The sequence below is a fragment of the Floridaenema evergladense BLCC-F167 genome (assembly GCF_041929205.2).
Lineage (GTDB): Bacteria > Cyanobacteriota > Cyanobacteriia > Cyanobacteriales > Aerosakkonemataceae > Floridanema > Floridanema evergladense.
The window spans coordinates 2926351-2944296 of record NZ_CM171625.1 but is presented as its reverse complement, the minus strand read 5'-3'; the positions used below and the strand labels follow the sequence as shown (position 1 = coordinate 2944296).

General features: G+C 42.1%; 2 protein-coding genes (both cut by a window edge). Both read left to right on the top strand.

The annotated features are described in order from the left end of the window. A protein-coding gene (locus tag ACE1CA_RS14305; protein ID WP_486517875.1) for a MupA/Atu3671 family FMN-dependent luciferase-like monooxygenase crosses the window boundary here: on the top strand, positions 1 to 7393 show its 3' portion. It extends 3668 nt beyond the left edge of the window; 7393 of the gene's 11061 nt are visible here — the last part of the coding sequence; its start codon lies beyond the left edge, outside the window; its stop codon occupies positions 7391 to 7393. Next, positions 7390 to 17946 carry the 5' end (the start) of a non-ribosomal peptide synthase/polyketide synthase gene (locus tag ACE1CA_RS14300; RefSeq protein WP_486517874.1) on the top strand. The gene runs 14706 nt beyond the window's last position, so 10557 of the gene's 25263 nt are visible here — the first part of the coding sequence; the start codon lies at positions 7390 to 7392; its stop codon lies beyond the right edge, outside the window. Before ACE1CA_RS14305 ends, ACE1CA_RS14300 begins: the two co-directional genes overlap by 4 nt.

The following is a 17946-nucleotide window of genomic DNA, read 5'->3' as shown; positions in this document are numbered from 1 at the left end:
GTATACCCCTCCACAGCCTGTGCCTGCTCCTCAACAACCAAAGTGTCAGACGGCTTCTTTGAGTAAGCAAGTGCCACCAGCACCAGTTTCTACACCTTGGGGGCCGAAAAAACCTCCGACTAGTGGGCTGACTCAACAGCAGCAGCAACACTTAGACGCTTTAATAGCACGTTTTACCCAGCGCACTAAAACCTCAAAAAAACTGGTGGAAACTGCTCGTCCGGTGTTAGCTGATAGTAGGGCTTCTGTGGGTTTTCGCTTGTCGATTAAGGAAATGCTTTATCCGATCGTTGCCGATCGCTCTCAAGGCTCTAGAATTTGGGACGTAGATGGCAACGAATACATTGACATGACTATGGGCCAAGGGGTAACTCTATTCGGACACAAACCCCCATTCATTATGGAAGCCCTAGAAGCACAGCTGAAAAAAGGCATTCATCTCAATCCTCGCTACGAACTAGTTGGCGAAGTCGCTCAACTATTCACTGAGCTTACAGGCACCGAACGCGCTTGTTTCTGTAACTCTGGGACAGAAGCAGTGATGGCAGCAATCAGAATCGCCCGGGCTGCTACTGGTCGCTCTAAGATTGCTTTGTTTGAAGGTTCTTATCATGGACATAGTGATGGAACTTTAGTCAGACGGCAACTGATTGATAACCAATGGGAGTTTTTCCCTCTAGCTTCTGGCGTACCAGAGGGTGTGGTGGCAGATGTCGTAGTTCTTGAGTATGGCAGTGAGCAAGCTTTAGAATATCTGCAAAGCCACGCTCATGAACTGGCGGCGGTACTTGTGGAGGCTGTACAAAGCAATCAACCTACTTTGCTACCCAAGGAATTTTTGCGCTCCTTACGGCAAATTACCGATCGAACAGGAACGGCATTAATATTTGATGAAATGATTACAGGGTTTCGATCGCACCCTGGAGGAGCACAAGCTTTATTTGGCGTTCAAGCTGACATTGCGACTTATGGCAAAGTAGTTGCAGGAGGTCTACCGATAGGTGTGGTTGCAGGTAAAGCCAAGTATCTAGATTGTATTGACGGAGGAATGTGGAACTATGGAGATAATTCCTATCCGCAAACAGAAAGAACCTTCTTCGGCGGCACTTTTTGTCAGCATCCCCTGGCAATGGTAGCAGCAAAGGCTGTACTCCAACATTTCAAAGAACAAGGCCCAAGTCTTCAACAACAATTAAACGATCGCACCACCAAATTAGTCACTACCCTGAATACCTATTTTCAAGAAAATGAAGTTCCGATCAAAATTGAGCATTTTAGCTCTTTCTTCCGCTTTGCCTTAACTGGAAATTTAGATCTGCTTTTCTATCACATGGTAGAAAAAGGGATTTATGTTTGGGAATGGCGCAAACATTTTCTGTCAACGGCGCATACCGATGAGGATCTTTCTCGATTTGTCGAAGTAATCAAGGATAGCGTTGCCCAACTGCGTCAAGGAGGCTTTATACCCGCAAAAAAGCAACCTGTGTCCTCTGAACCTACTAGTGACAGAGGACACAACAGGGCAACTTTAGGGGTTAGGGGTCAGGGGTTAGGGGATAGGGAGAAATTAGGTGATAGGGGTCAGGTGATAGGGGTTAGGGAAGAAGGAAATTTCCCTAACACCCAACCCCTACCCCCCAACCCCCATAAGGCTCAAAAATCCCTAGAATTTAGCTTGTACTATTTCGGTAGTTACGAAGCAGAATTTAGGACAAATAAGTATAATTTGTTGTTTGAAGGGGCTAAGTTTGGCGATCGACACGGATTTACAGCAATTTGGATTCCCGAACGTCACTTTCATGAATTTGGTGGATTTTCGCCAAATCCTTCCGTAATTGCAGCTGCCCTAGCCAGAGAAACTCAAACCATTCAAATACGTTCCGGTAGCGTCGTTTTACCCCTGCATCACCCAATTCGGGTAGCCGAAGAATGGGCAGTGGTTGATAATCTTTCTCAAGGCAGAGTTGGTATTGCTTTCGCCTCCGGTTGGCATCCCAATGATTTTGTCTTTGCTCCCCAATCTTTTGGCAAACATCGGGAACTAATGTACCAAGAAATTGCCACTGTCCAGAAACTTTGGCAAGGCGAATCTGTTGAGGTGCTTGATGGGACTGGAAAACAGATTAGGGTCAAGACTTACCCACAGCCGATGCAGCCTAAGTTACCGATTTGGATTACCATTGTCAAGAATCCAAATAACTACATCAAAGCTGGTGAAATTGGTGCAGGCATTTTAACTAATTTTTTGGGGCAATCTATTGAAGATTTAGCCCACAATATAGCTCTTTACCGGGAATCTTTGACTAAGCATGGTTACAAAGCAGAAGCGGGAAAGGTGACTGTATTACTGCATACCTTCGTTGGTGCTGATTTGGAGCAAGTTCGATCGCAAGCAAAAGAACCCTTCTTAAATTACCTGAAAACCTCTATGGGGCTTTTGCAGAATATGTTTCAAAGCCAAGGTATGCCAGCTGATTTCGATCGACTCACGGAGGAAGATAGGGACTTTCTTTTATCCACGACTTATAAACGTTATGTACAGACAGGTACGTTGATTGGTACTCCTGATTCTTGTCGCCAAGTAATTGAGGATTTGCGATCGATCGGAGTAGACGAAATCGCCTGTTTTATCGACTTCGGTGTAGATGAGAAATTAGTACTAGAAAACTTACCCCACCTCAACACCCTCAAAGAGATCTGTCAACAAGGAAATGGGGAGATGGGGAGATGGGGAGATGGGGAGATGGGGGGAATCCCAAATCTACATCAACAACTCTCCCCACCCCCCTACCTCCCCACCCCCCTACCTCTTCTGATTCCCCTAACTGAAGCCCAAAAGCAACTCTGGACATTAGCCCAGATGGGTGAAGATAGCTCAGTTGCCTATAATGAACATTCAACGGTGCTATTGCGAGGTGCTTTGAACCTAAAGGCAATGAGCAAAGCAATACAGAAAGTAGTCGATCGTCACGAGGCTTTACGAACAAAAATCAGTCCAGAAGGGGATGTGCAAGAAATTCTACCTTCAGTCGAAATCGATTGTCCTGTATTAGACTTCAGTGATGGAGATATTGCACGCGATGAGCAAGTAGCCGCATTCTTTCGCGAGGAAAGCCAAAAACTCTTCGACCTCGAAAAGGGTCCGCTAGTACGTCTGTATATCCTGAAGTTAGAACCAGAACTCCATATATTAGTTTTGAGCGCCCATCACATCGTAGTTGATGGCTGGTCATTAGGAGTTATTTTCCGAGAGTTAATGCAGCTGTATTCAGATGAGTGTCAAGGGGTAGTTTGCGATTACGATCGCCCTACACAATTTCGAGAATTTATCAACTGGCAAAATCAGCTGATGCAGACGCAGGAGATGAAAGCTCATGAATCATACTGGTTGGATAAACTAAGCTTACCTCCTGTATTAGAATTACCCACCGATCGCATTCGTCCACCGATTAAAACCTATAATGGCGATCGAGAAACCATTAAGTTTGATACTGAAGTAACTAAAAGCCTCAAACTGTTCGGTCGCCAACAGGGTTGCACTCTGTTAATGACTCTGCTATCAGTGTATGCAACGTTATTTCATCGACTAACGGGACAAGACGACATCATCATAGGGGTTCCTACTTCTGGTCGATCGATGAATGGCAGTGAAGGAATAGTTGGCTACTGCACCCATATCTTACCAATTCGGAGTCAGTTGTCAGGTAATCCTACATTTGCAGAATATATCAAACAAATGCGGGGTACTTTATTGCAGGCTTACGAACACCAAGATTACCCCTTTGCTCAATTATTAAATAAACTGAATCTACCCAGAGACAACAGTCGCCTACTGAATCTACCCAGAGACAACAGTCGCCTTCCCTTAGTTAGTGTCAGCTTTAATTTAGAGCCACACATTACAGCACCAGAGGTTTTTGGTTTGGAGGTTAGTTTATATCCTCAAGCCATTAACTTTAAAGACCGGGATCTGCATTTAAATGTGACAGAGATAGCGGGTGAGCTATTGATTGAATGCGATTACAATACCGACTTATTTAATGCAGACACCATTGAAGGTTGGCTAAGTCATTTCCAAACTTTGCTCCAAGCAGTTGTCAGCGATCCAAAACAAAATTTGAGAGAATTACCTCTACTTAATAGTGACCAATTGCATCAGTTGTTAGTCGAGTGGAACGATACTCAAACCAATTATCCAGTTGATAAATGTCTGCATCAGTTGTTTGAGGAGCAGGTAGAGAAAACACCGGATGCAGTAGCAGTAGTGTTTGAAAATCAACAATTAACTTATTCACAATTGAATAATCGCGCCAATCAATTAGCACATTATTTACGCTCTTTAGGTGTGGGTGCAGATGTGCTAGTGGGAATTTGTGTAGAACGCTCAATAGAAATGGTAGTGGGAATACTTGGTATTCTCAAAGCAGGTGGGGCTTATGTTCCCCTCGACCCAAATTATCCTAGTGAGCGTTTAAGCTTCATGTTAGAAGATGCTCAACTATCAGTCTTATTAACTCAAGAAAAACTAGTTCACCTACTACCTGCTGACAACATTGGTGTAATTTGTTTAGACACAGATTGGAATAAGATTAATCAACAACCAGAACAAAACCCCACTACTAACATCAGGGCTGATAACCTAGCTTATGTAATGTACACAAGTGGTTCTACAGGTCAACCCAAAGGTGTGAGCATTATCCATCACGGTGTAGTTCGATTAGTCAAACAAACCGACTACGCGAACTTTTCTGACAAAGAAGTATTTTTACAATTTGCTCCAATTTCCTTTGACGCGGCAACTTTTGAAATTTGGGGTAGCTTACTCAACGGTGGAAAACTGGTAATATTTCCAGCGAAAAAAGCATCTTTAGAGGAATTAGGACAAGTTATTGAGCAATATCAAATTACCACCCTTTGGCTAACGGCTGGTCTATTTCATCTGATGGTAGATGAAAAGATTGATGCCTTGAAACCCTTGCATCAACTGTTAGCAGGTGGTGATATTTTATCTGTGTCCCATGTCCAGAAATTTCTCCAAACTGTGGAGAATTGCCAACTAATTAACGGTTACGGGCCTACCGAAAATACTACTTTTACTTGCTGTTATCAAATTCCTAAATCACTCAGTCCAGCTTTTTCTGTTCCGATCGGTCGTCCCATAGCCAACACCCTAATCTACATCCTTGACCAATATCTACAACCTGTCCCAGTAGGAGTCCCAGGGGAATTACACATCGGCGGTGCTGGATTAGCACGAGGCTACCTGAATCGACCAGAATTAACTAATGAGAAATTCATCCCCCATCCCTTCAGCCATGAACCAAATGCCCGACTCTACAAAACCGGGGATTTAGCTCGTTATTTACCTGATGGCAACATCGAATACCTGGGAAGGATAGACAATCAAGTGAAAATCCGAGGTTTTCGCATCGAATTGGGCGAAATCGAAGCTATCCTTAGTCAACATCCTCAAGTCCAAACTGCGGTGGCGCTCGTCCGCGAAGACACACCCGGAGATAAACGCCTAGTAGCATACATCGTAGCGCCAGCCCAAGCAACACCTGCAACCAACGAACTACGGCAATACTTGAAAGCCAAACTCCCAGAATACATGGTGCCCAGTGTCTTCGTAATTCTCGAAGTATTACCACTCACACCAAACGGGAAAATTGACCGACGGGCTTTACCTAAACCAGAATCTCGCTCAGGAATCGAAGTCAACCTAGTAGCCCCCCGCACCTCAGAAGAAGAAACACTCACACAGATTTGGACACAAGTCCTGGGGGTAGAGGAAATCGGCATCTACGATAACTTCTTTGAACTAGGTGGCGATTCGATCCTTGGCATTCAAATTATTAGCAAAGCAAGGCAAAAGGGATTACAACTGAGTGTCAAACAACTATTTACCAATCAGACAATTGCTGAATTAGCCGCAGTTGCAAGTACCAGCAAAGTAACTCAAATCGAACAAGGATTAGTCACAGGAAAAGTAGAATTAACGCCGATTCAACAATGGTTTTTTGAGCAAAACTTGGAAGAACCGCACCACTTTAATCAAGCATTTTTGCTCACAACACCGTCTAACTTCCAACCCGAACTTTTAGAATCAATCTGGCAACAATTGCTGATACATCACGATGGGTTGCGCTTACGCTTTACCCAATCGGAATCAGGTTGGCAACAGATTAATGCCAGTCCAACTGATAAGATAGCCATCTCCTATTTTGACTTATCCAATCTTCCAGAAAGCGAGATTACTGTAACCATTGAAAGCACTGCTAACTCCTTACAAGCGAGTTTAAATCTGGCAGAAAATCTCGTCCAAGTCGCCTATTTCAAAGGGGGAGAAAACAAAGAAGGAAGATTACTAATAGTAATTCACCATTTAGTAGTCGATGGTGTATCTTGGCGGATATTGTTAGAAGACTTGCAGACAGCTTACCAACAACTAAGTCAGGGTCAACCAATTCAATTACCACCGAAAACCACCTCTTTTCAAAATTGGGCGCAACAGTTAACCAACTATGCTCAATCGGAGGTTTTAAAATCGGAATTATCTTATTGGTTGCGCGAATCTTATACCTCTGTTTCTCCTATTCCTGTAGACTATAACCAAGGAGAAAACACAATTGTTTCGGCTCAGAACATATCTGTATCGTTAAATGAAACTGAAACTCGATCGCTCTTACAAGATGTCCCGAAAGCTTACTCTACCCAGATTAATGATGTCTTATTGACAGCTTTAGTCTTGGTTATGAGTAAATGGACTAACTCAAACTCTGTGTTATTCAACTTAGAAGGACATGGAAGGGAAGATATTATTGAAGGTGTAGATTTATCCCGAACGGTGGGTTGGTTTACGACTATTTTCCCGGTTTGCGTGCAACTTGAAAACACCAATAAACCGAATTTAGGAGAGGTTTTAAAATCAGTCAAGGAACAATTACGCACAGTTCCCAACAAAGGAATTGGCTATGGACTATTGCGTTATTTATCTGACGATCGAGACATCCAAAGCCAAATCAAGAACCTAAAAGAAGCCGAAATTTGCTTCAATTATTTGGGTCAATTTAGTCAGTTGTTCAATCAATCTTTTCTGCTACAATTGGCAAAGGAATCGAGTGGAAACAGCCAAGGTTTACAAAGTAAGCGCTCTAATTTGCTCGAAATCAATGCTATTATTACCAACGACCAGCTGCAAATAAATTGGACATACAGTAGCAATATTCATAACTCAAGCACGATCGAGAAAATTGCCCAAGAATTTGTCTCCACTTTACAAGAGTTAATCGCTCATTGTTTATCACCGGAAAACGCTGGTTTTACTCCTAGTGATTTCCCCTTAGTACAACTTAGCCAACTAGAACTAGATCAAATTTTAGAAAATCTATGAAACCAGAAACTAACAAAACTAACAAGCAAAATATTGAGGACATTTATCCCTTATCACCAATGCAACAGGGGATGCTCTTTGAAAGTTTGTATGCGCCTAACTCTGGTGTATATATTGAGCATCTGAGTTGCATTTTAACCGGAAACCTAGATGTGTCAGCGTTTAAACAAGCTTGGCAGCAAGTAGTAGCAAGACATTCGGTTTTCCGTACAGCTTTCTTATGGGAGCGTGTCAGCCAGCCGACACAAGTAGTATATCGACAAGTGAATGTGGCAATCGAAACTTATGATTGGCGAGAGTTATCTGCTAATGAGCAGCAACAGCAATTAGAAACATTTCTTGATTCAGAACGCCAGCAAGGTTTCTCCTTTTCCCAAGCGCCATTAATGCGTTTATATCTGATTCAAAAGTCGGAAAATACTTACCAATTTGTTTGGAGCTTTCATCATATATTGCTTGATGGTTGGTCTTTATCCTTGGTGTTTAAAGATTTATTGAACTTTTACCAAGCAATCTCTCAAGGAAAAACTTTAAATTATCAACCTGCACTCAACTACCGAAATTATATTGCTTGGATACAAAAACAAAATCAAAAGTTGGCTGAAGATTATTGGCGAGAAAGACTTCAAGGTTTTAGTGCTTCGACTCCTTTAATGGTGGATAAACCTTTATCCAGTCGGGAAAATGGATCGCCTAGTTATAAAGAACAAGAAATCCGCTTAAGTCGTGAAGCAACAGCTTATGCTAATAATTTTGTCCGAGAACATCAATTAACACTTTCTAATTTAGCGCAGGCAACTTGGGCTTTGTTGCTGTCTCGTTATTCTCAAGAAAATGATGTGGTATTTGGTGCGACTGTTTCAGGTCGTCCGCCTGCGATCGCAGGAGTCGAGTCAATGGTAGGGTTATTTATTAATACCTTACCCGTCCGCGTTCAAATCTCAGACAAAACCGAACTTTTGCATCTGTTGAAAGATTTACAGGTACAACTTGTAGAATCAGAACAATTTTCCTATAGTTCCTTAGTGGAAATTCAGGGATTTAGTAATGTACCTAGAGGTACTTCTTTGTTCGACAGTATTGTGATCTTCGAGAATTATTTGGTAGATAGTACTGTCCTCGAAGACAAAGGTGATTTTTCACTTAAGAATGTTCAGGTTATTGAAAAAACTAATTATCCGCTAACACTTTTTGTTGAGCCTGGGGAACAATTGTTAGTCAGGTTGAGTTACAATGCAAATCGTTTTGATGATAGTGCAATCAGCCGAATGTTGGGTCATTTTGTGACTTTGTTTGAGGCTATTGTCGCTAATCCTCAAATGCCAATTTCCCAACTGCCAATGTTAACCGCAGTTGAACAACAACAACTTTTAATAGAATGGAATAATACAGAAACTAATTATCCGATCGATAAATCTGTCCATCAATTGTTTGAAGAACAAGTAGAAAAAACACCAGATGCAATAGCGGTGGTGTTTGAAAATCAACAATTGACTTACCAGGAATTGAATAGTCGATCGAATCAACTAGCACATTATTTGCGCTCATTAGGTGTAGGTGCAGATGTGCTAGTCGGGATTTGTGTAGAACGTTCTCTCTTAATGCTCGTGGGACTTTTGGGAATTCTTAAAGCAGGTGGAGCTTATGTTCCCCTTGACCCAGAATATCCCACAGAACGTATAGCTTTTATGTTATCTAATTCCCAAGTGTCAGTACTTTTGACACAGGAAAAATTGATAACTCAACTACCTAAAATTGACCTTCATTTGATCAGTTTAGATGCAGATTGGGAAATCATCGCCCAACAAAATCAAAATAATATTGTTACTCAAGTTTGTCTAGAAAACTTAGCTTATGTAATCTATACATCTGGATCGACAGGACAGCCCAAAGGCGTTCAAATTTCACATTTTAGTCTGACAAACTTTCTCTACTCGATGAAACAGGAGGTAGGCATTACTGCCAAAGACATTCTTCCAGCAGTTACTACCATCTGTTTTGACATTGCCGGATTAGAATTTTACTTACCATTAATTGTCGGTGCCCAAGTTGTTTTGCTCCCCCGCGAACAAAGTGCTGATGGCACAAAATTATCCGAGAAGTTGCTGCAATCTAGTGCGACAATTATGCAAGCAACGCCAGCGACTTGGCGATTACTTTTAGGAAGTGGATGGCAAGGCAATCAACAGTTAAAAATTCTTTGTGGTGGTGAAGCGTTAACTCATGAGTTAGCTGTGGCACTTTTGCAGAGAAGTCAGTGTTTGTGGAATGTTTATGGCCCAACAGAAACTACTATTTGGTCAACGATTTCCAGAGTGGAAGCGGTTGGCAAAGTTGCTGGTGTTCAAGATAGTTTAGAATCTATTGGTCGTCCGATCGCTAATACTCAAATCTACATTCTCGATCGATCTCTCCAGCCAACACCCATTGGAGTCCCTGGAGAATTACATATAGGCGGTGCTGGATTAGCCAAAGGCTACCTTAACAGACCAGAATTAACTAATGAAAAATTCATCGCCAATCCTTTTGAAAATTCAAAATTATTATATAAAACCGGAGATTTAGCACGGTATTTACCGAATGGAAATATCGAATACTTGGGACGGATTGACAATCAAGTAAAAATTCGGGGTTTCCGCATTGAATTGGGTGAAATCGAAGCAATTTTAAGTCAATATCCTCAAGTCCAAACCGCTGTCGTGATAGCGCGAGAGGATATACCAGGAGATAAACGCCTAGTTGCTTACATCACAACCGAAATCGAAGCAACACCCACAAGCAACGAACTGCGGCAATATCTGAAATCTAAGCTTCCAGAATACATGGTGCCGAGTGCTTTCGTGATTCTCGAAGCCCTCCCCTTAACACCAAACGGCAAAATCGATCGTCGCGCCCTACCCGCACCAGATTTCCACACTCAACAACAAAACAAATATCAAGCCCCCCGCACCCCAGTAGAAGAAATCCTGGCACAAGCTTGGAAACAAATCCTCAAACTAAACCAAGTTGGCATTCACGACAACTTCTTTGAACTAGGAGGACATTCACTCCTTGCCACTCAATTGATATCCCGAATTCGCAGCAACTTGCAAGTAGAACTACCTTTGCGGAGTCTCTTTGGCGCACCCACTATAGCCGAATTAGCCCCAGCAATTCAACAGTTACAGCAACAAGATTTACAGCTTAGTGCGCCACCAATTGTTAAACAAAACAACAATAACGATTTACCACTGTCTTATGCCCAAACGCGGTTATGGTTTATCGACCAATTTGAAAGCAATAGTGGTTTATACAACATACCTTTTGCAATACATTTAGAAGGAAATCTCGAAGTAGTCACTTTAGAACAAAGTTTACAAGAAATTGTGATGCGCCATGAAGCATTACGCACCAATTTCCTGACAGTTGATGGACAACCAAATCAAATTATTCAGGGTCAAACAAACTGGAGATTATCTGTTGTTGACTTTAAACATTTATCTCCAAATCAACAAGAAATTGTCGCATTAGAATTACTGCAACAACAAGCAATTGAACCGTTTGATTTAGCAAATGGTAGCTTATTCAGGGCAACATTAGTCAAGCTGTCTGACACCGAACATATTTTGCTGTTATGTATGCACCATATTGTGTCTGATGGTTGGTCGATCGGTGTATTGCTTGCAGAACTGGCAGCACTGTACAATGCTTACGCTCAAAGTTTGCCCTCACCTTTAAGCCCGCTACCAATTCAGTACGCTGACTTTGCCTTATGGCAGCGACAATGGTTACAGGGTGAAGTGTTGCAAACCCAATTAAGTTACTGGCAAAATCAACTGGCTGATGCACCAGCTTTATTATCACTCCCGACCGATCGCCCCAGACCAGCAGTGCAAACCTTCGTCGGCGGACATCAAAAATTTGCCTTGTCTGCCCAACTCACCGAGAAATTGAACCAACTAAGTCAAGAACAAGGGGTAACTTTGTTTATGACGCTGTTGGCAGCATTTAATACCTTACTCTACCGCTACAGCGGACAAACAGATATTGTGGTAGGTACACCTATTGCCAACCGCAATCACCAAGAAATTGAAGGGTTAATTGGCTTTTTTGTCAATACTTTAGTAATCAGGACAGATCTATCTAATAATCAGAGTTTCACCAAATTACTCGATCGAGTGCGAGAGGTGTCTTTAGGAGCATACACCCATCAGGATTTGCCATTTGAGATGCTGGTGGAAGCATTGCAGCCAGAACGGAATCTTAGCTATTCACCTCTGTTTCAGGTGATGTTTGCGCTTCAGAATGCACCTGTATCTTTGGTAGATTTGGATGGATTAAAGCTAACTCCGGTAGAAGTAGAAAATGCGATCGCCAAATTTGATTTAGGTTTGGGAATGGAAAGTACACCGACTGGACTAGTAGGCTGGTGGGAGTACAACACCGACTTGTTTGATAGTAGTACAATTCTTCGGATGACAGGTCATTTTGTCACACTGCTAGAAGCAATTGTCGCCAATCCCCAAACACAAATCTCTCAATTACCAATCTTAACTGCCACTGAACAACAGCAATTAATTGAATGGAATCAAACTCAAACAGATTATCCAGTTGATAAATGTCTACATCAATTATTTGAACAACAAGTAGAAAAGACACCCGATGCAGTAGCAGTAATATTTGAAGACCAACAATTGACTTATTCACAATTGAACGATCGCGCCAATCAACTAGCCCATTATTTACGCACTTTGGGTGTGGATGCAGATGTACCCGTTGGGATTTGTGTAGAACGTTCCCTAGAAATGGTAATCGGATTATTAGGGATTCTCAAAGCCGGAGGAGCATATCTTCCTCTTGACCCAGAATATCCCCAAGAACGTCTACAATTCATGCTCGCAGATGCTCAAGTTTCAACACTTCTGACCCAACAACGACTCTTGAAGAGCCTAAGCCCAACCAAAGCCAACCTTGTCTGTTTGGATACTGACTGGCAAGTTATTAGTCAGTGCGATCGAGATAATCCGATTCTGAATGTGCAACCAGAAAACTTGGCTTATGTAATTTATACATCGGGTTCTACTGGTCAACCGAAGGGAGTAATGCTTTGTCACAATAACATTTGCAACCACATGAACTGGATGCAAGCCACATTCCCCTTGACAGAAAAAGACAAAGTGTTGCAAAAAACGCCTTTTGGCTTTGATGCTTCCGTATGGGAATTCTACGCTCCATTATTGGTGGGCGGACAGTTAATCATAGCTCAACCTGGAGGTCATACTGACCCAGCTTACCTGTTAAAATTAATTGCCCAAGAGCAGGTAAATAGGGTGCAATTTGTACCATCTTTGCTGCAAATGGTTTTAGAGCAGGGAGGAATCGAAACTTGTCAATCCCTCAAAGATATATTTTGTGGCGGTGAAGTCTTGCCAGCGGCTTTGCAAGAAAGTTTGTTGAGTAAGCTAGAAGTGAATTTGCACAATCTCTATGGCCCTACAGAAGCTTGTATCGATTCAACTTTCTGGACTTGCCAACCGCAGATTTACAAACAATGTATTATCGGTCGCCCCATTTCTAACACCCAGGTATACATACTCGACCAATATCTGCAACCACTACCCATTGGAGTTCCAGGAGAATTACACATTGGAGGTGCCGGATTAGGCAGAGGCTACCTGAATCGACCAGAATTAACTAATGAGAAGTTTATTGTCAATCCCTTTGACAATTCAAAATTATATAAAACCGGGGACTTAGCCCGCTACTTACCCGACGGCAACATCGAATACTTAGGACGCATCGACCACCAAGTAAAAATTCGCGGCTTCCGCATCGAGTTAGGGGAAATCGAAGCAGTATTAAGCCAACATCCCCAAATCCAAACCAGTGTTGTCATCGCCCTTGTTGACAACAGTAGAGAAAAACGCCTAGTTGCTTATCTAGTTTCCGATTCCGAAGTCTCACCCACCACCAACGAACTACGAGAATACTTAAAAGCGAAATTGCCAGAATACATGATACCGAGTGCCTTTGTATTCTTAGAAACCTTACCACTCACACCCAACGGAAAAATAGACAGAAAAGCCCTACCAGCACCTGATTTAAATAACGCACCCACAGAGAACTATGTAGCACCAAGAACCCCAATAGAAGAAATCCTTTGTCATCTGTTTTCCCAAGTTCTCAAACTAAATCAAATCGGAATTAACGATAACTTCTTTGAAATCGGGGGACACTCACTACTAGCGACCCAACTAATATCCCGAATTCGCACACACTTACAAATAGAACTACCACTAAGGACACTGTTTAGCGCACCCACAGTTGCCGAACTAGCTTCATTAATTCAAGCCATAAAACAACAAAACCTCCAACTGAATTTCCCCCCAATTGTTAAGCGAGAAAACCAGAATGAATTACCACTATCTTATGCTCAAACGCGATTGTGGTTTATCGACCAACTTCAACCCAATAGTGCCTTATACAACATACCTTCGGCATTGCGAATAGCCGGAAGATTGCCAATAGCCACCTTAGAAAAAAGCTTAAGAGAAATAATTCAGCGACATGAAGTATTAAGGACTAATTTCATCACGATTGACGGGGAAGCAAATCAAATCATTCACCCCGAAAACAACGGGTTTTTATCATTAATTGACTTGCAGCATTTAGGAACAAAAGAACAAGAAATAACAGTCCAAGAATTAATCCAAGAACAAACAATTAAACCCTTTGACTTAGCCAAAGATTCCTTAATCAGAATCACATTAATCAACAAGAGTGAAACCGAACATATTCTGATTATCTGTATGCACCATATCATCAGTGATGGCTGGTCAATAGGTGTATTTGTTCAAGAACTGGCAGCACTTTACAATGCTGATATTCAAAATCAACCATCACCATTAACACCGCTACCGATTCAGTACGCTGACTTTGCAATTTGGCAGCGAGAATGGTTGTCAGGGGAAGTTCTGGAAACTCAATTAAGTTATTGGAAACAACAATTAGCTGATACTCCAGCTTTATTATCGCTACCTACAGACCGTCCCAGACCAGCAATACAAACTTATACAGGTGCTCATCAAAAATTTTCCCTCTCATCAGACCTGACTGAGAAATTAACACAACTAAGTCAAGAACAAGGAGTAACTTTGTTTATGACTTTGTTGGCAGGATTTAATACTTTACTTTACCGTTATACGGGACAATCAGATATTGTGGTTGGTTCACCTATTGCTAACCGCAACCACAGCGAAATAGAAGGGTTAATAGGCTTTTTTGTCAATACATTGGTATTGAGAACTGATTTAGCAGAAAATCCCAGTTTTACCGAATTAATTCATCGGGTAAAAGAGGTATCATTGGCGGCATACGCCCATCAAGATTTGCCGTTTGAAATGTTAGTAGAAGCTGTTGCACCATCACGAGATTTGAGTTATAGTCCGTTGTTTCAAGTGATGTTTGTGCTTCAGAATGCGCCGCTATCAGAATTAGAGTTATCTGGGCTAACTCTGAGTCCTCAAGAATTGGAAATGCCGATCGCCAAATTTGATTTAACTCTCTCAATGGAAAGTACTCCAGATGGACTGATGGGCTGGTGGGAGTACAACACCGACTTGTTTGATGGCAGTACTATTGAGCGGATGACGGGTCATTTTCTCACCTTGCTTGAAGCAATTGTCGCCCATCCCGAAACACCAATTTCCCAAATACCAATGTTAACCACAGTTGAACAACATCAACTGTTAACTGAGTGGAACTATACTCAAACAGATTATCCGGCTGATAAATGTCTGCATCAGTTGTTTGAAGAACAAGTAGAAAAAACACCAGATGCAGTAGCAGTAGTATTTGATTTTCAACAACTGACTTACTCTGAATTGAACGATCGATCGAATCAGTTAGCACATTATTTACACTCATTAGGTGTGGGTGCAGATGTGCTAGTGGGAATTTGTGTGGAACGTTCCCTGGAGATGATCGTGGGAATACTTGGTATTCTCAAAGCAGGTGGGGCTTATGTTCCGCTCGATCCAGAATATCCTAGTGAGCGTTTAGGCTTCATGTTAGAAGATGCTCAACTATCAGTCTTATTAACTCAAGAAAAACTAGTTCACCTACTACCTGCTGACAACATTGGTGTAATTTGTTTAGACACAGATTGGAATAACATTAATCAACAACCAGAACAAAACCCCACTACTAACATCAGGGCTGATAACCTAGCTTATGTAATGTACACAAGTGGTTCTACAGGTCAACCCAAAGGTGTGAGCATTATCCATCACGGTGTAGTTCGATTAGTCAAACAAACCGACTACGCGAACTTTTCTGACAAAGAAGTATTTTTACAATTTGCTCCAATTTCCTTTGACGCAGCAACTTTTGAAATTTGGGGCAGCTTACTCAACGGTGGAAAACTGGTAATATTTCCAGGGAAAAAAGCATCTTTAGAGGAATTAGGACAAGTTATTGAGCAATATCAAATTACCACCCTTTGGCTAACGGCTGGTCTATTTCATCTGATGGTAGATGAAAAGATTGATGCCTTGAAACCCTTGCATCAACTGTTAGCAGGTGGTGATATTTTATCTGTGTCCCATGTCCAGAAATTTCTCCAAACTGTGGAGAATTGCCAACTAATTAACGGTTACGGGCCTACCGAAAATACTACTTTTACTTGCTGTTATCAAATTCCTAAATCACTCAGTCCAGCTTTTTCTGTTCCGATCGGTCGTCCCATAGCTAACACCCAAGTTTACATCCTCGACACCCATTTACAACCAGTACCAGTAGGAGTACCAGGAGAATTACACATCGGAGGAGCAGGACTAGCCAGAGGCTACCTGAATCGACCAGAATTAACTAATGAAAAATTCATCCTCCATCCCTTTAGCAATGAACCAAATGCCCGACTCTACAAAACTGGAGACTTAGCTCGCTATTTACCTGATGGCAATATCGAATACTTGGGACGAATTGACAATCAAGTGAAGATTCGCGGTTTTCGCATCGAATTGGGGGAAATTGAAGCAGTTTTAAGTCAACATCCTCAAGCTCAAGGTGCAGTTGTGATGGCGCGAGAGGATATTCCGGGAGATAAACGTTTAGTTGCTTACATTACAACCGAAACTGAGGCGACACCGACGAGCGATGAATTGCGGCAATATTTGAAAGGGAAACTGCCAGAATACATGGTGCCGAGTGCAATAGTATTTTTGGAAACTTTCCCTCTGACACCAAATGGTAAAGTCGATCGTCGCGCTTTACCCTGTCCCGACTTCCAGAGTAGCCAAACAGACAAATACGCCGCCCCCCGCACCCCAATTGAAGAAATTCTTACTTACCTGTGGGGACAAATTCTCAAACTAAATCAAGTTGGGATTCATGACAACTTCTTTGAACTAGGGGGACATTCCTTACTCGCTACGCAACTGATTTCCCGCATTCGTAGCCACTTCCAAGTAGAACTGCCACTAAGGAGTCTGTTTGGCGCACCCACAGTGGCAGAATTAGCACCAATAATTGGGCAGTTACAGCAACAAAATTTACAGCTTAGTGTGTCACCAATTGTCAAGCGAGACAATGATAACGATTTACCTCTGTCTTATGCCCAAACGCGGTTGTGGTTTATTGACCAGTTTCAACCCAGTAGTTCCTTATACAATATCCCAGCCGCATTACGGTTGGTCGGAAGCTTAGACGTAGCCGCCTTAGAACAAAGCTTCCGAGAAATTGTCCAGCGTCATGAGGCATTACGCACCAATTTCCTTACAGTTGATGGGCAACCTACACAAATCATTCACTCCCAAACGAGTTGGACTTTATCAATAGTAGATCGGAGAGATTTATCAACTACACAACCAGCACAATTATTACAACAACAAGCCCTTGCACCATTTGACCTGGCAAATGATTGCTTACTCAGAACTACATTAGTTGTGTTGTCAGAAACAGAGCATATCTTGTTGATATGTATGCACCACATAGTTTCTGATGGTTGGTCGATCGGTGTATTTGTTGAAGAACTAACGGCACTGTACAATGCTTATGCTCAAGGTCAGCCATCACCATTAAGTCCACTACCAATTCAATACACTGATTTTGCTATCTGGCAAAGAAATTGGTTGCAAGGGGAAGTGTTGCAAAGCCAATTAAGCTACTGGCAAAATCAATTGGCTGATGCACCAGCAATATTATCACTGCCCACAGACCGACCTAGACCAGCAGTGCAAACTTATCAAGGCGCTCATCAAGAATTTGGCCTGTCTGCGGAATTAACCCAAAAATTGACAATCTTGAGTCAAGAACAAGGGGTAACTTTGTTTATGACGCTGTTGGCAGCGTTTAATACTTTACTCTACCGCTACAGCGGACAAACCGATATTGTGGTAGGTTCGCCCATTGCCAACCGCAACCAAAGTGAAATTGAAGGGTTAATTGGCTTTTTTGTCAACACTTTAGTTCTTAGGACAGATTTATCAGCCAATCCCAGTTTTGCTCAACTGCTCGATCGAGTGCGAGAGGTGTCGTTAGGGGCTTACGCTCATCAAGATTTGCCCTTTGAAATG